Below are 19,300 nucleotides of genomic sequence, written 5' to 3'. Positions count from 1 at the left end.
GTTTCATTCGGTTGCGTTTTCTGAGTTGTCAATAAACTGAACTGAGAGATGTGTAAAACCTTCACTGACATTGCTGCTGAAATTAGCTACTGGAAATACTGATTCTGGATCTGGGATGATTGCAAGTCCCCCGGGAGAAACCTCGATATCCACTGTTGCTGAGACAGTATCGTTTGAAGTATCAATTACAGAGATAGTGTTGCTATAATTGATCTCATAACTGCCCCTGGTTACCACATATACCTTTTTTCCATTAGGTGTGACCGCAACTCCTTCAGTGTCCTTTCCTACATTCACTCTGGTTATAACTTTTCTCGTAACTGTATCAATTACAGAGACAAAGCCATCTCCGCCAGCCACATATACTTTTGTTCCTGCTGTATTGACTACAATTTCATGAGGTCTTCTTCTTACATCCACCTTAGCTGTAACGGTATTTGTAGCTGTATCAATTACAGAGACATCGTAGTAGGTTGTCACATACACCTTTGTTCCATCTGGACTTACTGCAACTCCCCAAGGATGTTCGCCTACATTTATTGTAGCTTTAACCTTGTTTGTTGCTGTGTCAATTACAGAGGTAGTGTTGCTGTTATAGTTAGTCACATATACCTTTGTTCCATCTGGACTTATTGCGACTCCAGAAGGGCCACTTTCTACAGGCATAGTAGCTATAACAGTATTAGTGGCTGTGTCAATTACAGAAACATTATTGCTGTTATAGTTCGTCACATATACCTTTGTTCCATCCGGTGTAACTGCAACTTCAGAAGGGTCACGTCCTACATTTACTGTAGCTATAACGGTATTTGTTGTAGTATCAATCACAGAAACATTGTTGTCCCGAGAGTTCGCCACATATGCCGTTTTTCCATTAGGTATGACTGCAATTCCTTCAGGGCCACGTCCTACTTTCACAGATGTTATAACTATTCCTGTGGCTGTGTCAATTACAGAGAATGCACCGTTATTTGTGATGTATACAAATGGCCACGTGGATGAAACTCTCTTTCCAACAGTTATGTTAACAAGTTTGAAACTAGTATTGATTCCATTGCTAACTGTCAAATTAACGGTATAGTTTCCTGAAGTCTTGTACGCATATACAGGATTTTGTTTTGTGGAATCTGATACCCCATCACCATCAAAGTCCCAGTCCCACACAACTGCGTTTTTCGAAAGGTCTGTAAACTTGACAACAAGGGGTGCAGACCCATTAGTGAGACTGGCTGTAAAGTTAGCAGTTGGAGTAACCGAATTTTGCAGACTGGACATAGATACAAGAGGTAAATAGTCGAACTTGTCCTCATGGACGTTATAAGGATCCTCATAGACTTTATAAGACAGGTCTCCAATCCCATTTCCATCCAAATCCGCACAGATCTGAGAAAATCCGGTTCCATCGGGTTTTGCCCAGAAGTTTCCTCCAATATAAGGGCCTCCGACAATGTTAGTACCTTGAGTAAGCGAACTGTTCCAGGTATTCCCTCTGCCAGCTCCAAGCCTTACGTTTACAGTGTTATTAAAGTAATTGTTGTAGATCCGTTTACCACCTTCATCGTACAGATCAGTAATCCCGCATTCTGCACTGGAAATTATCGTGTTATTGATAATTTCAACACCAATACAGGCATCATCTAAATGAATCCCTACATCACAGTTTAATATTGTATTATTGTCAATTCCTGAACTTGACATCGCAAGCCTAATCCCATAATCGCAGTTATTAATCCTGTTATTACGAATATCTACTTTCTGATCATATGCATAGATGCCAGTGGAACAATTTGAGATCGTATTACCTAATACTGTATTATTTCTTCCACAGCAGGAAATATGTACACCTTCGCCGTTAGAAATTTTATTTTCGGCTATTAAATTGCCTGATAGCTCGGATCCCAAAATAATAGAACCGTTTTCAATGGTATTACCTGTCACATTATTCATATCACCATGAAAGATGATTGTTAAATTGTCTGGTACGTGGGATCCCAAAATAATAGAACCGTTTTCAATGGTATTACCTGTCACATTATTCATATCGCTATAAACAAAGATCGCATTTTTACCATGATTTTTACTGGCTCCTGTTATATTTAAACCCCTGATCGTTGTGCTATTAGCTGTTATCAGAAAAGTACTTACACTTTCATTCAGCGGTATTACCTGCGCATCGCCATTGTTTGATTCTGACCTAATAGTTAGACCTTTTACATTAACAAGAACGTTTTCAGTATAAGTTCCAGGCTTCACGATTATTATGTCCCCTGCTATAGAGTTATTCACAGCTTCCTGAATTGATATGAAATCAGCTCCTGAATTATCATCTACTGTAATTTCCCTTGCTGATGCAGTAGTTGATATGGAAACTAAGAAAATGAAAATCAAAAACGTTGAAGGTAAACTTATTGAACATAGCTCTTCTTTAGTCCTCATTATTCCCCCCAAATTTATCTAACCTTTAACAAATAAGCCTTAATATTATCATTGTTCCCTATTTGTATTAAAAGATTAGAATAAATAGAAAAAAGAAAGGAAAGTTTACTTTTCCAATGCTCTCATAGTTAAACAGGTATCGGGAAAACAAGTAGAAAATATATTTTAAATCTGGAATAATAAGGTAAATATACCGGCTTGCCAGACTTAATTAATTCTTCCGATTACCTGGCCATGATTCATATTACGTTTATTTTTCTTTAATTATATACAAAAATACACGTAGTAGGCAGTAACTTCAATAATTATCCCAAATCCAGGAAATTTTGGTTATTTTACAACTGCTTTACTTGCAATCTTGCTCACATTATCGCTTTAGTTACTGTTTATTGTTGTTTGAGCAGGTTCTATAGCTGTGGTATTGCTTTCATCTTTTGTAACAATAGCTACAAAAGAAGAATGCAAAACACATTTGCACTTAATCCCCCGAAGAGGGAAGAGAGATAAGCCTTTCAGCAAAAACAGCCCACTATATGGATCTTACTCCTGGCATGATTCTGTTCTAAGATGATAAAGAGCCTGATCCCGACTTTCCTGTTTTCTACTTATGTAATAAATATGGGGCAATTATTACTGAGGAAATTGGATAACGATATCAGTTTCCAAATAAAATTAATCCATCAATAGAAATTCAGGAGCGTAATAATCAACAGAAATCCCGTAATTATAGGCCAGTAAAGCACTTTCACATACAGATTGTCCTTTGTATCAATAAAAGGGATATTCATATGGGACGCAAATACTATTGAATTCAGAGATACACCTAGAATTGCCATATACAGTATAAGGTAGAAATATTCAAGGTAAATCATACAATTCGTAGGGATTTTAGCCCTGAGGGAGGCATGGGAAACAATAAGAACAAAAAAGAGAGAGGCACAATAGGTCAAGACTCCCGAAGATTTAAACCCGAACTGATTTTTCTCTTCTTCCCTGGTCGTTATCAAAAGCACCACAAATAGAAGGATGGCTACTACTATTATGGGTAGCAAGTCGGAAACAAATGGGGACTTTAGGTCTCTTTTGATAGCAACGTTGAAGTAAAGCTCGGATAAGTTCCTATGTTTAAAATCTTTTACCCCAAAATTGGTGTTATAGGAATTCATCCTGTAACTGAAAAAAGTTTTTTGTGGCTTCCAGCCTTCAAGCACGAGAGAGTTTTCTAGGCCGATAAGTTTTTCCGGAGACAGGCTGTCATAGGAATCAAAATCTGGAACCAGAACACTTTCTTCAGAAGTGTTGTTCCAGAATTTAATCCATATATTTTCCTCGTCAAATGGGTATCTGGAATAATCGAATTGCTGGCGCAGAATAGTCGTGAAACGCCAACCTACGATATTCTTGTCCTCATCCATATAGTCTCTTTCAACTGTGCTTTCTTTTGATTCCGGGAAACTAAATCTCGGCGAAGCCTTCTCAACACTCAGCCCTGAAATATTTTGCCAGACATACCCAGTCATGGTGATGTCATTAGAAGTCGAAAACTCTATGGACTGGATAAAGACCCCCGTGGGAATCCTGAAGGCTTTCGGGTTCGTATCGGAATTCAGCAGTACTGTTTCAACATCTGCTATGTCGAAAACAACAATATTACCATTCTCGACTTCAATCGACGATTCATTTAAAGTAAAGTGCCAAATGATGCCCATTCCCAGGATGCAGAGGGATGAAAAAACAAGAGCTAACAGCCAGAGACTTCTATCGTCATACCTGTAAATGGAGACAAAAAATAGGGACAGGAAGAATAAAAAGGCAAAAGTTAAAAGCATGACCTGGATAATAGAGCGATCCTGCTCTATATCTTTATTCAGCAAAATTTCTTCTTGAGGAAGGGCAGTCCCCAGTATCCAGTCTGTAGAACGGATATTTTTGTAAAATACCCAGGAAGATTGCCCTGTCCGATCATTTTCTACAACTCGATCTGTCATGTTTTTGCTTATGTTCTCGCCTATAAGGTTAAGTTCGGTATCTTCTTTTGCCAGTTTGTGAATATTTCTGAGTAGATAATCCTGAACAGGATAGGAAATGATCAATCCTTCCTCAGAGAAAATAAAACCGTAACCCGTATTTCCAAGATCAAGGCTTCCTATCTGCGTCCTTATTCCTTCAATAGAATGGCTTGCACACACAACTCCTGCAACTTCGCTCCCGTTTTTGAATTCTGCAAGATAAAATGGAGTTGAATAATCTATCAGATAGGTACCATCTGCCACTCCGAAATAAGGCCGGTTCCAGACTCCACACTTCTTTTTCATGGCATTAGTATACCAGGCCGTTGTTTCTTCATTATTGTTCGTATAGTCGTACAGGATTGGAAATTCCAGGATATTTGAACCATTCTTTTTTAAATGAAGCGAATGAAGCTTCCCATAATAAGCAGGGGAATAAGCAATGACAATGCTGAAAATATTTGGATTACCCTCCATTTCATCCAGGATATGCTGCCTGATAATGGAATCGTTTTTCAGTTTTCCAGAACTCAGTTCCTTTGCAATTCCGTCAGTCAGGAGGCTCGTAGAATTAAGTTCGCCCGATATATTTTCCAAAACAACGCTGGCTTTGTTGTACGCATCTCCCTTTGCCTTTTCCAGAATTTTATCGTCTGTATTGTTGCTATAATACTCATATCCAGCATGTACTATCAACAGAAAACTGATCAGGCAGAGTATTAATGCAGTATAAACTACAGTTTTTCTCCAACTATTCGATGCAGTCATTCTTATCTCTCAAATATCTGCCACTTGTTGTGAATTTCTGCTGAAATATAGGAAACTTAAGCAAGTACTGAAATATCAAGTACTGAAGTATCAAGTGCTTAATTTTTTAGAGAAGCTTATCAACTCTCTAACGAATCTTTTAGAAATTATTTATCATCAGGCAATTTCAAGCGACACATTTTGAGTAATTGAATGCGAATGCATATAATTCAGAAAAAATATTCTTGTACACTTCTTATTTATGGTCCTCTGTTCAGGAATACTCTTCGCTTTACCTTTTCTGCTTTCAGAACTCTGATCTCCGGTTCATACATCAGTCCTTGAAGGAAGTTCATAAATCGATAGACGTCTGAGAAGTTTGTCACAAGACCAAGCGATACACGTATGCTTGACATTTTAGTTTTTACAGCAAGGCAGGATTCCTGGTTCTTGCAATCTGAGCCATAGGGATATCTGCTGGAAGGTTTCAAATTCTCAAAGCATGAAGCCATTTCTTTTCTGGTGATATTATGGCTTACTTCACCGTCTCCAGGATTACAGAAACAGCCGGTTCTTAAAGAAATACCTGCCTTATTTGCAGCCTCCTGAACTGTCTGGCAATCAAAAGGCGTTCCGTCTGCATGGTAGAGGTTAAAAGCAATTATCCCTCCCCGCCTCTCAAGTCCGGACGGACCATGAATCTTTACTATAGCCTGACCATTGGGATACTCCAGAGACTGCATCTTATCCAGCAGCCAGCCAGTAAGGCACATCACTCTTTTGTGAATGACATCCACACCAATCCCTTCTATATGCTTCAATCCTATTTCCAGGGCAGGTATGCTGAGATAATTGACAGTGCCGTCTTCAAAAGCCTCAAAGGCTTCAGCGCTCTGATGAAGGCAATACCAGTTTTCTTTCTGGACAGAAACTATGCTGATAGTACCCCCGGAAAACCAGGGTCTTTTTAGTTTATTCAAAGCATCTTTTCGGACAATAAGACAACCGAGACCAGTCGGGTAACCAAAAATTTTGTAAAATGAAATTGAGACAAAATCAGGGTGCCATAGACTCAAGTCAAGGCGGTTAGTAGGTACGAAGGCAGCAGAATCCAGCAAGACATCCCAGTTTTTTTTCCGGGCTTTCTCAATCCAGTCCAGGGGATGCTGCACTCCCGAAAAGTTGGATTGAGCTGGATAAGCAAACAGGTTGTTTCTCTCAGGTCTGGCCTGGTCAAGATAAAACTCCAGCTTTTCTTCGTCCACTCTCAGCTCAGAGGAAATCATAGGAATGTAGCTTACGGAAGCTCCTTTACTTTCTGCAAAAACTCTAATGCCGTTGACGGAGTTATGATTATCTGCGGTCAACAAATACCGATCTCCTTTTTCGAACGGATAGGCTTCTCCTACTAATCTGAGAGCACCTGTAGCATTGGGAGTAAAAATAGCTACATATTCATCAGGAGACGCATTAAAAAAGCTTAATATTTTAATTCTGGCCCGTTCCACAAGCTTTGTCATAGCTATTGAAGTCGGATTTTCAGAATGAGGATTCCCAAAAACATTGCATCGAAGCAGTTCCATATGTTTGAGAAGCTGACTATTAGCGTATAGCCCTCCACCTGTATAATCCAGATATATTTGATCATGCCAGTCCAAGCGTGCATACTCAAGGTCCCTTAGCTCATCGAGAATGTGCGTTGTTTCAAACTCCGGATAATCCTGCTTGAACTCCGCAAAAGAATTATTCATTTTTTCGGGACTGAAATCAAGTGGTACTTCTAGATATTTCTCTGGCGAATGCATACATTTATTCTCCCCTAAATTATTCTTCCCTAAATTCGTGACAATTCATGCCTTTCAGCTTATCTTCCTTTCTTTTCCAAACAGGAACGGCCCTTTTGAATGATCTCATAATTGAACGGGAACGAGGCGTTGGACTGGCTACCTAATGGAAAGCATATTTAAGGCCTATCCAAGCAGACAACTCCTTAAATTATTTTAAATAAACCGTTTTTTATGTCAATTAATTTAAATGTTTTCACGCCGTTATATAAAATTAGATAATAGGGGGATAGATAAATCAATAAGAATATTGTTTCCTTAATATTATTCATTAACGGAAATTAGGACAATATGATGGGTTTTGAAGTTTTACTCTAAAAAATATTTTTATATATTTTAGTTTTTGATAAATTATATACAGACAATTTAATTCGAGGAGCATGATGAGGAAAGCGAAAAGAATACTAGAATTCCTTAAAACGTGCTTAAAGAAGAGACTTGATAGCACGAAATAAAAATCTAGGACTATGTCTGTATAAATACATTAAGCATTGAAGAAAACAGAATTGAAAGGTGTTTTGAACAAAAAATAGTAAAAACCCCGTGCGTGATTTGAACACGCGACCTAGTGATTACAAATCACTAGCTCTATCGGGCTGAGCCAACGAGACTTGATTTTATACTTGAAAACCCATAGAATCGAGTGTTTAAAGCCCTCTTTTTTGTTGATTTGCTATTACACACTAAATGCATCTGATCTGCATATATCCATTTTGCTAATTATTCAATTTTTTCGCATTGCTCAGAAGATGTAGTTCTTGGTATTCGACTTCAAGCTCCCAAACTATCACTTCGATTTTGCTCTCTGGCTTCAGTATATCTTTGAATGCGAGTTAGGGCGTTACATCCTATAATATAATTTCTGTATAAATTTTTGAACAATCAAAGGTGAATAGCCAATTTCAGATTCAAAATAACATAAAAATAACATAATTTCACATTTCACTCTATAAATTTATAACAAATTAAGTTAATATAACTTATGGAGTTCAGATGCGCTTTCCATATCCGCCCGAACCTGTCGATGTATTTAACAGTTTTTACATATAATTTAACAGTAATAAGGCTTGGTCTACCGCTTCAAATGGGGAATCTGGAAAGTTTGATGTTCAGAGTGTAGCTACTCATGAATTTGGACATGGTTTAGGCTTAGGACATTCTATTGTTGCTTGGGCAACAATGATTCAAGGGATAGCAGCAGGTGATATCTGGAAACGTTCTCTTCATTCAGACTACATAAATGGTATCAAATCTATTTACTAAAGGGCGGTGGTTTGCTGTGACTATAAGAAATAATGCAAAATATGGTGTTATTTTGGTTGGAGTACTTTCTTTGCTGATGGTAGGTTTTTTAACGCTATCTGATTCATCACAAGCTATTCTCAAAACAGTAGAACAACCTGATTATTCAGAAGCAACCAATATAGATAAACCCTCAAACAACGTTGATACTGATAAACTAAGAACTATTGGCATAAGTGGATCACTTGAAGAATACACTTACGATGACTTAAATAACCACGCTGATACCGTTATAATAGGTAAAGTTAAGGAAATTCTTCCACCTAAATGGAACACTGAACAGACGAATAAGTCATTTACTGAGAAGATCAAACGAGGTGAACTCATCTACACTGATATCATTATAAGTGTAGATAAATACCTTAAAAATCCGCTATCTTCCAATGAAGTTACTGTGAGAGTGGTTGGTGGAACAATTGGAAATATTACTATGACATCAGATATTGAACCTAGTTTCAAACCTGATGAAAAGGTTTTACTCTATTTATCCAATGATACTTACCCATACACTAAGGATGTTGGTTCTGAACATTTTGTAGTTACAGGATATGTACAGGGTAAGTTCAAATTAACTGATGATGGAAAAGCTGTAAGACCTGATGAAACTGTTAGTCAAGATGAGTTACTGAGCACAATTAAAGATGTAGCCTGAAAATATCACCAATATGTGAGGAGTTAAACTCCTCATCCTTTCTTTTACTTATGTTTATACGCTTGCATAAAGGTTGATTCTAGCAGCTGAATTAATTATTTTGGAACAATGCCAATCGACTAGTGCATCGATTCTCAAATAATTACATAATAAAAATAACTACAACTTATGACGCAAATATTATTTTAAAACCACATGGAATTCTGTACCACGGAAAACGCAGCTGAGCGTGTGGAAACGAAGTGCGAAAACACAAACCGAAACAAGGACAACCTTACTGCCCAAGATAATGATGATATCTATAGTCAAAAAAGGATAGGTGAAAAGTACTTTCATTTCTTTGTGCCTGTTATTCGAAGAATTTCATGTGCATTTGGCAAAGATCTTCAAACCTGTATCGCAAAGAAAACCAGTATATGGCGGACTCAGTATCCCTACAGATATAGTTCCAGACTCAATAAGTGAAAACAAAGAAGAAACTGTTTCTCAAATCTGGTTGGCGGGTTGAGAAAAACCTACGTAATGGTATTTGCTGGTCCTACACTGGAAGATGCTTCAGATTTATCTAGACAAAATTTACCTGTATATTTGATCTTGAGTCCACCACCTTTGAACTACCTTGACAACTTTTTGAATGTTGATAGAAAAGCGAAAAAATACCTGAAATTCTTTAAAACGAGCTTATAAAAGAGACCTGAAAGCACGAAATAAAAATCTAGGACTATATCTGTATATAAAATAGGACTATGATAAATCTGGCAGGGACGTAGATCAAGCAGTTTTGAGAGCAAATGGTATTGAAATTAAAGAACCTGAGAGATACGTCTCCATAGCTGAAATCAAAAGTAAATACAACGTGGCTTACGATACAGCAAGGAATGATCTGCAATATCTTGCAAAGCTTGGTTACATTGAAATGATAAAAAGAGGCCGGAGTTATATGTACAGGTATAAAAGAGTAAGAAATGATGGTTGATACTCTAATGTCAATTACTACCAAAAACTACCAATTCCTGCCAAATTGGTAGTAATCCATTTAAAAAACATATAGACCCCTTGAAAAATGATTAGTTTTTTAAGGGATATTAAACTTTATTTGCCCAATTAAATATAGTGTCAGCCCTCCCCCAGTTAAGGTACATTCATTAAATGATCTATTTGCTGTTTAAATGACTTAAATACTTTAATTGTTAAATTAAACGTTGATTTATCCTTACTTTTAACATTGAATTTTGTATGGATGAAAATGACATCAGATGCCTTATTTATAAATAAACATAAATTGTAAAAGAATAAAGTATTTATCTCAATTTTTTCTTGATTTAAAAGAGTATTATAGATTATTTATCTAAAAAATTGATTTTTAGACTGTACCTTAATTGGGGGAACTCTAAATGCATACTTATCATCTAAAATAAGTATTGTATGCCCTTAGTTTTAGTACTGATTTGGAAGGACCCTAAAAACATAATATCTTCAGAAATAATCAAACATGACCTACTACAGTAGATTCCGTCTTCCTGATCGAAAAAATAATCTTTTATAAGAGATAATATCAACCATTGACTCTACATCCTGTTTTTTGTGGTGAAAGAAAAAAGATACAGAGTCAATCATATCTTACAGAACTTTCGCTACACTGTCTACAGTACCATGCCTTAACGAAATTCTAAAAAAATTAGGACAAAATAGCAAGAAAGTACTTTGAACAAAAATTCAGAAGCCCCGTGCGTGATTTGAACACGCGACCTAGTGATTACAAGTCACTCGCTCTACCGGGCTGAGCCAACGAGGCAATTGGAAAATGCTGCGACTTATCTAAATACAATACTCACAGATAAACTTTATGGCTGAATTCTTTATCTAGAAGCTATCCGTCTTTACTTGCTTGTGATCTGTTCTCTTTTTGTCAGGTTCCAGAGGTCATAGTACATAAACCTTAGAGAGTCCTGTGTTTATCTTGCTTAAGACATTATATCCAGGGTATCTAATGTTCCGTAACGAAGATACTAAATTCAAGTTTGCAGCACTGAAGCATGACCCCATATTCATAGAGTAGATTGATACAACAAATCCCAAAAAACAACCGAACACTTACGTAAGAGCACTGGAAATTTACACTGAATATAGGCAAATTCCCAGAGGAATTAATTACATAAGCAGATAAGAAGGGTCCGACTCCTATGATTTCTATTCTTGAAGCAGAGAGAAAGCAGAGACATTATTGAGAGTAGCAAAGGAAGCACTGGAAAGAAAAAGACTTTATGAGAAGTGAAAAAAGAAAGTTTACGAGGCTTAGTCATGGATCGAAGACAACGTTTTGAAAAGCACGACTGGTTACTCTCAAAAACTCAAAGCATACTTAAACATTATAGCTGTCCTGAATCATGTAATGCGAGTTGCTGCAAACATCATATTATTGATTTTCATAGAAAAGAATATGAGAAAATTTTAAAAAATGTAGATCGAGAAAGTGCGAATATTTTAAAATCGAATGCGGTAAAATCAGAGTTGGAAGGATGTTATAAAGCAATAAATGCCGCTGAACAGTGCCCATTACTGATAAACTCAAAATGCAGAATATATGATAACAGGTCGGAAGCATGTAGAACTTTTCCTTTCGTAATTTTTCAGGATGAGGACGCTGGATTTGGTTTAACGTTGTTATTGTGTCCGATGTCTGTTAACATAATTCATGATTATGCACAATGGTATAAATCAGTAAACTCAACAATGCATAATCAATTAACTTCCATGTACGAACAGTATAAAAATATCGACAAAAATAATGATTTTTGTATTCAAATGAAAGAGCAGAATTTAGATTCTTTTATAGAATTTCTTAAAAGGAAGTAATCATTAATTTTTCTTTTTTACATAATATTCTTAGAAGAAGAGCAGGTATAGTATTCTAGATATTCCTGTTATTGGGAACCATAAGGACCCTATGGACTTTTTGAAGAATAGAGCTGAGGTTAGTGTGCCCATTAAGCATACGCTCAAAACAGGTGAAATTTCATAAAATTAAAAAGATAAAATGGATTATTTCATTCGAATACCCCGCTAGCTTGCTGCGGGGATGGAAAACTTCCCCGAGAACCGTTGTTAAATAACTACCTTATATTTTTAGCTACATTTGTACTGTAAATGGAACTCAGACATGCAAACCATTGTGTCTATAAAATAAGATACCACATGGTTTTTTGTATGAAATATCGGAAAAAGCTTCTTTTAGATGCTGAAATCATTAGTTTTTTGAAAACCATATGCTTTGGAATTGGTGAAAGGTACTGTTTTGAGTTTGATGCAATTGGTACTGATGGTGATCATGTCCATCTTTTTGTTGGTGCCGAACCAAAATATTCTCCTTCAAGAGTAATGCAAATAATAAAAAGCATTACAGCAAGACAAATTTTTAAGCAATACCCCGAGATCAAAAAACAGCTTTGGGGTAGTGAACTGTGGAGTGATGGAGGATACATCGGAACTGTAGGAGATGGAACAACTTCCGATGTAATAAAAAGCTATATTGAAAATCAGGGAAATCAGGAAGAAAAAGAAGCATACAAACAAATGAAAATAATCGATTTTCAATAAGCCAATACAACCGAGCGGTGGCGCGAACATACCCCGTTGCTTGCAGCGGGGTGCGCCAGCGCAACTTTGATAGTTTCAGATTTTTTGGACTTTAAGAAGAAAAGAACAATTATTAGAGTCTATTTTTTAGAAGAAGAAACGCGAACTCCTAAGCAATATATATTATTAACCAAAGGTATAATATACCGCTCAAGATGTGGCAGGAAATTGCAAAATATGGGCGCAAGCTGGTTGAACACGGGCTTGTCGAATCTAACTTTGGAAATATCAGCCTCAGGGCTGGCGACAGGATGCTTATCACCCGGACAGGTGCCGCACTTGACGAAATCACAGAGAATAATGTTGTTGAAGTTGACGTTTGGGACACTTCTTCCCTGGATATAATTGCGTCTTCCGAAGCTGTAGTACACAGAGAAATTTACAGGCAGACCTCAGCACTTGCAATCATTCACGCTCATGCTCCATATGCGGTTGTTGAGTCTCTGCTCGCAGGCCCCGAGGGACGAATTTCACCTGTAGATAGTGAAGGACAGTACTTCCTTGGGGAAATTCCGGTCGTCGGAGGAGGAATAGGCAGCTGCGAGCTTGCAGGAAATCTTGCAAATGCGCTCTCAAGGCATAGAGGCGCTATAGTTTACAGTCACGGAACTTTTGCAATCGGGAGAACGCTTGGAGACGCCTATATAGCGACCACGCAGCTTGAGCATTCCTGCAAAGTTAAGTACCTGTACGAGCGTGCGAAAACAGAAAGGGAAAGTAAATAAACTATAAACGCTCGATTGCAAACGCTTGCCCATTTGATCCTCGTTTATCCGTAAGATCGTGTGACAGCAGAAAGAGAAAATGAGTAGACATAAACGTTCGCTTGTTTAATCCATGATTAGAAGTAAAAGCATGAGAAACAGGAAATAGAATGAGTAAACTTATCTATCGAATAAGCGATAATCATACAGCTTAAGTATAAATATAAAAAAGCAGGTAAACACAGAAACGAATAAAAGCGAATCCAGACTAGAATACCGAGTAAGATAAGACGCCTGTTTCCGGGGCGACTTTCTGTTACAGGTATCACCTAAAGAAAAATCTCGAGTACCATGACGTTTAACACCTTGAGACCTTTTGCCTCAAAAGTTATCGACCCATTGGCAGACTATTTCGTTAGATATGAGGTCTCACCTAACACGGTTTCCATAGCTTCCCTTATATGTGCATTCTTTGCAGGACTGAGTTTTTATTACTCACCTGCGTCCAGGGAATTTATCCTGCTGGCAGGCATCCTGGTAATACTTAACTCTATTTTTGACGCCCTTGACGGGATAATTGCACGGAAATCAAATAGGGCAACCCCAAGAGGTGACTTTCTGGATCATGTGATTGACCGTTACTCGGATGTTTTTATAATATGTAGCATCTTTTTTGCAGGTTACGTCTCCTGGCAGTTAGGAGTTACGGCAATTGTAGGTGTGCTGCTTACCAGCTATCTCGGGACCCAGGCCCAGGCGCTCAGCCTTGGAAGATACTATGGTGGGATAATGGGCAGGGCTGACCGACTTGTAGTTATAATTTTTGCATCTTTCGGCAACTTTGCCTTTCCAGTGCCAATTGCAGGTTTTTCAATTCTTGGCTGGGCCGTCATCCTGATTGCTGTAACCAGCCACATAACAGCAATCCAGAGAATCTACTATATATGGAAAGAGTTGCAGTAACAACATCCTTTTTTAATAATTTTTCAATTTAGTTTTATTTCAATTTGAGTTCTTTTATCGGTTCATTGTCTAAGTCCTTTCTCGATTTATTGTCTAAGTTCGCTGTCTAAGTTCGTTATTTTCAGAGAAAAGAATGGATTTCCTAAGTTTAAATCAAAGAAAAATCCAATTCAATCATATCAAATGCCACAACATTATACAGTAGATTTTGAAAAGAGTCTTGTAAAACTATCCTGAGAATTGGACAGTTTGAACTCTCATCTAAACTTTATAATGTTTGTGGGTATTATAACTCTAATCTGACTCTTGATGCTAGAGAATGGACTTGCCCAGACTGTAAAACAAAACATGATAGAGACATAAATGCCGCTATCAATATCAAGAAATTCGCTCTCATAGATCAAAATCTAATTGGGTTGTAACACCTGCGGAACGTGGGGAAGAGCCTGGGGACTTGTCCTCAATGGAGGGAGGAATGAACTAGGAAGCTACTAAGTCTTTAGCTTAGGGGTAGTTCACGCGGTAAATAAGTTAATGTAACAAAAAACACAATTACCTGGCTATGTCATCTCAAGGAAAACAGTATGAGTATCTGGATCACACTGCAGATATCAAGTTCCAGGCTTACGGAAAAACCAGGGAAGAAGTATTTGAAAATGCGGCTCTTGCGATGTTTAATGTTATAATTGATACAAAAAAAATCTCGGGAGACACCGCAAGAGAAATTTTTCTCAAGTCGCCTGACCTGGAGTCCCTGCTTGTGGACTGGCTTTCTGAACTTCTATATCTCTTTGAAGTTGATGAAATCGTTTTCAGGGAGTTTCGAGTTGATAATATCAGGGAAGAAAACGGTGAATATTCAATAACAGCTCAGGCACTGGGCGAAAAGTACGATCTAAAAAGCCTTCCCTTTGAGACTGAAATTAAGGCTGTTACCTATAACCAGTTAGAAATAACGAAGACTGCTGACGGCTGGAAGGCTCAGGTTGTTGTGGATATTTAAAGGAGCAGAAGTTATCTTCCTATCCCCTGGAATTGGTTCACCGAATACTGGCTGTTTCTCCTCTAACCACTTGCACCATGCATATCTTCATGTATAGGAATTATCCTATTCTGCACTATAATATCTCAAGTACTATAATATCTCAAGTACTATAATATTTCACGTACTATAATATTTCAAGTATATCTCAAGTTGAGTTATCTAGTCCTGAATTGGTTCAGTCATATTTAGATCGACTTTATTATATCTAACCGATCTTAATCAGCCGTTTCCAAAATTCATTGTGGCTTTAATCCAGCCTGACACAGTGTATCTTGATCACGTTTCCATATTAATTTGCAGAACCTTTAGGAAACGGAAGATAAATTAGTAATTCCAGAATTATATCTAAAGCATAAAGGAGCAGGGAGCATAAATCATGGTAGAAAGTGAAGATACAGCTATTGAGGAATCAAGCACGGAAAACGTACAGAAGGAGGTGAAGGGTATGGTCAGGAAACTTTCTGAAAACGAATGGGAAATTCCTGTTGGGCACATTCCGAACATGCGAGTTCCGGGCCGCCTGTTTGTATCCCAGAGTTTGCTTGAAGGCATTGAACCCGGGACTATTGACCAGATTGCAAATGTGGCAACCTTACCTGGCATTCAGAAGTACTCCATGGCAATGCCTGATGCTCATCTTGGTTATGGCTTTGCTATAGGAGGAGTTGCCGCTTTTGATGTAGAAGAAGGGATTATCAGCCCGGGTGGGGTAGGCTTTGATATCAATTGCGGGGTGAGGCTCATTCGTACCAATCTTCAGAAAGAAGAGGTCGTTCCGAACATAAAAAGGTTAACCGACGAGCTTTTTAGTAATATACCCGCAGGCGTTGGTTCCAAAAGTCGGATCAGGGCTTCGGACCAGGAACTGGACAGTGCTTTTCTAGAAGGGGCAAACTGGGCTGTAGAAGCCGGGTATGGCGTAGAAGCTGATGTCAAACACTGTGAAGCTAATGGGTATATGGAAGGAGCCGACCCTGCCCAGGTAAGCGCGAAAGCCAGAAAAAGAGGGAAACCTCAGTTAGGAACTCTTGGAAGCGGCAACCATTTCCTTGAGGTTCAGTACGTTGATAAGATCTATGATCAGGAAATAGCCTCGACCTTTGGGCTTCAAGAAGGCCAGGTTACGGTAATGATCCACTGTGGGTCAAGGGGCGCAGGTCACCAGATCTGTACTGACCACTTAAAGGAACTCTCTCAGGCCGTAAAAAACTATAAAATTGAAATTCCGGACAAACAACTTGCCTGTGCCCCTGCCCAGTCAAGGGAAGCCCAGAACTATTTTAAAGCCATGCTCTGTGCTGCAAATTATGCATGGGCAAATCGTCAGATAATTACTCACTGGACAAGGGAATCGTTTGAAAATGTATTTGGGAGAGATGCTGACGACCTGGGCATGGATCTGCTTTATGACGTTGCCCACAATGTGGCAAAACTTGAAAAACATCTCGTGGACGGCAAGAAAAAAGAGGTGTATGTGCACAGGAAAGGAGCAACAAGAGCCTTCCCTCCAGGGCATCCCGAAGTTCCGGCCGTATACAGAGATGTAGGTCAACCGGTTCTGATTCCCGGAAGCATGGGGACTCCTTCTTATATTCTCTGCGGTTTAGAAGAGGCTATGAATGTTTCTTTCGGTAGTGCCTGTCATGGGGCTGGCAGGGTCATGAGCAGAGCACATGCAAAAAAAGAATTCCGCGGACAGAGCATAAAAGAAAACCTTGAAGCTCGGGGCATTACAGTAAGAGCCACTCATCCTTCAGTCATTGCAGAGGAAGCTCCAGATGTATACAAGTCCAGCAGTGAAGTGGTAAATGTTGTGCATGAGCTCGGTATTGCCCGTAAAGTCGCAAGAGTTCTTCCTTTAGGAGTTACAAAAGGTTAACTAAAACAAGGTTTAAACCATAAGGTTCCGTCACAGAATAACCTATGCATATCCCGATTGGGCATTTTGATTTCCACTATCAAAGTCGTCAATCAAAGTTGCAAGAAAGTATAAGTTGCATAGGTTATTTCGTTGCGTGCACTAAGCGTCAGAAATTATAGGCTTCAGTGCCTGAAGCTTCTATGGGAACTTTAATCTACAGGCTAAAGTTTTACCTTTTAATTTTACCCCTTTATTTTACTCTTTAATAATATCCCCTTAGTTTTTCAATCTAGTCATTTAAATATTATATCCGTTTTCTGGTTCTGGCCAATAGATTTTTGAACTCTAGTAGACCTTTGAACTTTTTCGAGTTATTAGGGTCGGCTGTTAAGGCCAGGTTATTATAGTCGGGTTATTCGTGCTCTTCCATTGATTCCACCAAATATAAATCTGAACCGTCAGGTTCCCGCTCCTGGAAAAACCGAAATACAATCATGCTTGAATATGAAAATGTCTCAAAAGGCGTGCCGTTTTCTCTGAATATATTTGAAAAATACTTTACAAGATTACGAATAACCATTTCATTTTTGAAGTCGTGGAAAATGGTTACTGATTCGTTTCCAGGTTCTAGGAAGATTTCTATATTTTTGACAAGCTGAGTTGAAAGGTACATTTTTCTAAAATGAACCAGCAAGTCCGGAAGAGTCATATCACTTACCGATTGCTTGCAAAGGCGCTCAAGGGTTTTTGTCGGGTTTGGTACTTCTCCAGTTGCAAAAACTTCAAACTGACTCCGCTGAAGAGTCACTAGATTGAACCTCTCAGCATTATAAGTATACATGAGCTGAGTCCAAAATTCAGTATTGTCGTCTAACTCCTTACATAAAACATCAAGATATCCAAAATGCTTCCGGATTCCGGGCATGATCTCGTTTGATGAGATAGAGGTGTTTCTTTTGAAAGAAATCTGGGTCGAGTTTGATCTCCTGAAAACATGCTCAACGTCAAGCTGTTTCCATTTTGAAAGGAAATGAGCTACCAGTTGGGCAAAAAAGTCTCTACTGTATACAGTCGAGTTGGAAATAAGTACCAGTGCGGATTCAGGATTATTAATATCTTCGCACTTTATTGAAGTTCGAATTACCCATTGATAGCTTCTGGAAACCTTGTTAAGGTAGCCTTCGAGTTGTTTCATATCCTGAATCTCAAATGGATTGATAAGCTCATTAACGAGTTCTTCATCCGTAAGCCTGCCCCTGGTACACCTAAACAGCCATTCAAGCATCGTTTTATTTATAACGATATTTTCTCCGTTCTGGATTGTTTCGTTTAATTCTTCTTTTGCAGGTGTTTCTTTTAAAAATCGAATTGCTTCATCAATACTTTTATGATATAAAAGAGCTGTATCCGCAACTTCAATGGTATCCCTAACTGCAGCACTCAAATTCCCATTATTGGCATCCAGAAAGGGCTGTAACTTTTTAAGGTATTTATCATCCAGGGAAATGTTCTTTCTGATCAGCATATTTCCACCCGATAGATCCGGTTTCCTGGCTATTTATGCTATGATCCGTTTTGATGCCCGTAAGATCAGGACTTTTTGTGGTTTCCGGTTAGATATTATAGAAAAACATTTTTTCTAAAGAAGTACACTGTGAATCCTAAAAGTTCTTATTTAAATCTCTATTTATGGTACTGGTAAGTGCTACCGAATATTAAATCTTTCTATTTATTACTACTCTTTGATGATTAGAATTAAAAGGTGTTACATCCAAAGTCCCATTTCATTTTAAAATATAATACAATATTGGTATCCTTATGAATTCCGTTAAATTACCTGGATGTATATTTTTTTGTACGCTGCCCTATTTTCGAAGCTTAATTAAGTTTTTCTTAGAATGTTAAACTAAAGCTTGACAAATGACCAGAAATGAATGACATCGGTTCACAACTCTTTATATATATATGTTAAGAGAGTGTACAATATGTAAATTAAAAATATTGAGATGTAAGTCGGACTGCTATAACCTGGAAGATCGCATTATTGATTTCACCCTATCCTTATAGTTTACTTAATCTTCGATTATCTATCCTAATTTAA

At 38.0% G+C, this 19,300-nt stretch carries 12 protein-coding genes, 2 tRNA genes and 2 pseudogenes; 10 read left to right on the top strand and 6 right to left on the bottom strand.

Going from position 1 to position 19,300, the window contains the following annotated elements:
• Positions 1–3 precede the first annotated feature (3 nt).
• From MSBRW_RS18640 to MSBRW_RS18625, 4 genes are all read right to left on the bottom strand, one after another.
• On the bottom strand, positions 4–2,436 hold the full coding sequence (locus tag MSBRW_RS18640; RefSeq protein ID WP_011306254.1) for a NosD domain-containing protein: 2,433 nt from the start codon (positions 2,434–2,436) through the stop codon (positions 4–6).
• Positions 2,437–3,116: 680 nt separating this feature from the next.
• Entirely contained in the window at positions 3,117–5,213 is a 2,097-nt protein-coding gene (locus tag MSBRW_RS18635; RefSeq protein ID WP_011306255.1) for a cache domain-containing protein, read from the bottom strand.
• Between the two features lie 239 nt (positions 5,214–5,452).
• Complete coding sequence (locus MSBRW_RS18630) at positions 5,453–6,997, bottom strand: aminotransferase class V-fold PLP-dependent enzyme (protein ID WP_011306256.1); 1,545 nt, start codon at positions 6,995–6,997, stop codon at positions 5,453–5,455.
• A 576-nt stretch (positions 6,998–7,573) separates the two neighbouring features.
• Positions 7,574–7,647 (bottom strand) — tRNA-Thr (locus MSBRW_RS18625).
• A gap of 451 nt (positions 7,648–8,098) precedes the next feature.
• Here MSBRW_RS18625 and MSBRW_RS24405 point away from each other — a divergent pair.
• From MSBRW_RS24405 to MSBRW_RS18610, 3 genes and pseudogenes are all read left to right on the top strand, one after another.
• Positions 8,099–8,299 (top strand): annotated as a pseudogene (locus tag MSBRW_RS24405) (matrixin family metalloprotease); the annotation flags it as partial.
• A gap of 16 nt (positions 8,300–8,315) precedes the next feature.
• The gene (locus tag MSBRW_RS18620) at positions 8,316–8,990 is read left to right on the top strand and encodes a hypothetical protein (RefSeq protein WP_080565417.1); all 675 of its coding nucleotides are present in this window, start codon (positions 8,316–8,318) and stop codon (positions 8,988–8,990) included.
• A 781-nt stretch (positions 8,991–9,771) separates the two neighbouring features.
• Positions 9,772–9,966: a DeoR family transcriptional regulator gene (locus MSBRW_RS18610; RefSeq protein WP_048102670.1), complete on the top strand. Its 195-nt coding sequence runs from the start codon at positions 9,772–9,774 to the stop codon at positions 9,964–9,966.
• 745 nt (positions 9,967–10,711) lie between these two features.
• Here the strand turns inward: MSBRW_RS18610 and MSBRW_RS18605 are convergent.
• Positions 10,712–10,785: transfer RNA gene (locus tag MSBRW_RS18605), tRNA-Thr, on the bottom strand.
• 506 nt (positions 10,786–11,291) lie between these two features.
• On the opposite strand from MSBRW_RS18605, the gene MSBRW_RS18600 reads away from it, so the two are divergent.
• From MSBRW_RS18600 to MSBRW_RS18575, 7 genes and pseudogenes are all read left to right on the top strand, one after another.
• Positions 11,292–11,846 carry a YkgJ family cysteine cluster protein gene (locus MSBRW_RS18600; protein WP_011306258.1) on the top strand — a complete coding sequence of 185 codons (555 nt, stop codon included), beginning with the start codon at positions 11,292–11,294 and terminating at the stop codon, positions 11,844–11,846.
• A gap of 291 nt (positions 11,847–12,137) precedes the next feature.
• A complete protein-coding gene (gene tnpA, locus MSBRW_RS18595; protein WP_011306259.1) occupies positions 12,138–12,587 on the top strand; it encodes an IS200/IS605-like element ISMba18 family transposase in 450 nt (149 codons plus the stop codon).
• Positions 12,588–12,781: 194 nt separating this feature from the next.
• The gene (locus tag MSBRW_RS18590; protein ID WP_011306260.1) at positions 12,782–13,351 is read left to right on the top strand and encodes an aldolase; all 570 of its coding nucleotides are present in this window, start codon (positions 12,782–12,784) and stop codon (positions 13,349–13,351) included.
• A gap of 330 nt (positions 13,352–13,681) precedes the next feature.
• Positions 13,682–14,293: a CDP-alcohol phosphatidyltransferase family protein gene (locus MSBRW_RS18585; RefSeq protein WP_011306261.1), complete on the top strand. Its 612-nt coding sequence runs from the start codon at positions 13,682–13,684 to the stop codon at positions 14,291–14,293.
• A gap of 224 nt (positions 14,294–14,517) precedes the next feature.
• Positions 14,518–14,715, top strand: a pseudogene (locus MSBRW_RS21545) (zinc ribbon domain-containing protein); the annotation flags it as partial.
• Positions 14,716–14,855: 140 nt separating this feature from the next.
• The gene (locus tag MSBRW_RS18580) at positions 14,856–15,296 is read left to right on the top strand and encodes an archease (RefSeq protein ID WP_011306262.1); all 441 of its coding nucleotides are present in this window, start codon (positions 14,856–14,858) and stop codon (positions 15,294–15,296) included.
• Between the two features lie 418 nt (positions 15,297–15,714).
• Positions 15,715–17,217, top strand: coding sequence for an RtcB family protein (locus MSBRW_RS18575; RefSeq protein ID WP_011306263.1), 1,503 nt, complete (start codon positions 15,715–15,717; stop codon positions 17,215–17,217).
• Between the two features lie 394 nt (positions 17,218–17,611).
• Here the strand turns inward: MSBRW_RS18575 and MSBRW_RS18570 are convergent, their stop codons facing one another.
• Entirely contained in the window at positions 17,612–18,724 is a 1,113-nt protein-coding gene (locus MSBRW_RS18570) for a hypothetical protein (protein ID WP_011306264.1), read from the bottom strand.
• Positions 18,725–19,300: the final 576 nt, after the last annotated feature.

The organism is Methanosarcina barkeri str. Wiesmoor (genome assembly GCF_000969985.1).
Lineage (GTDB): Archaea > Halobacteriota > Methanosarcinia > Methanosarcinales > Methanosarcinaceae > Methanosarcina > Methanosarcina barkeri_B.
The sequence above is the reverse complement of the archived record's forward strand: the minus strand, read 5'-3'. Positions and strand labels throughout refer to the sequence as shown.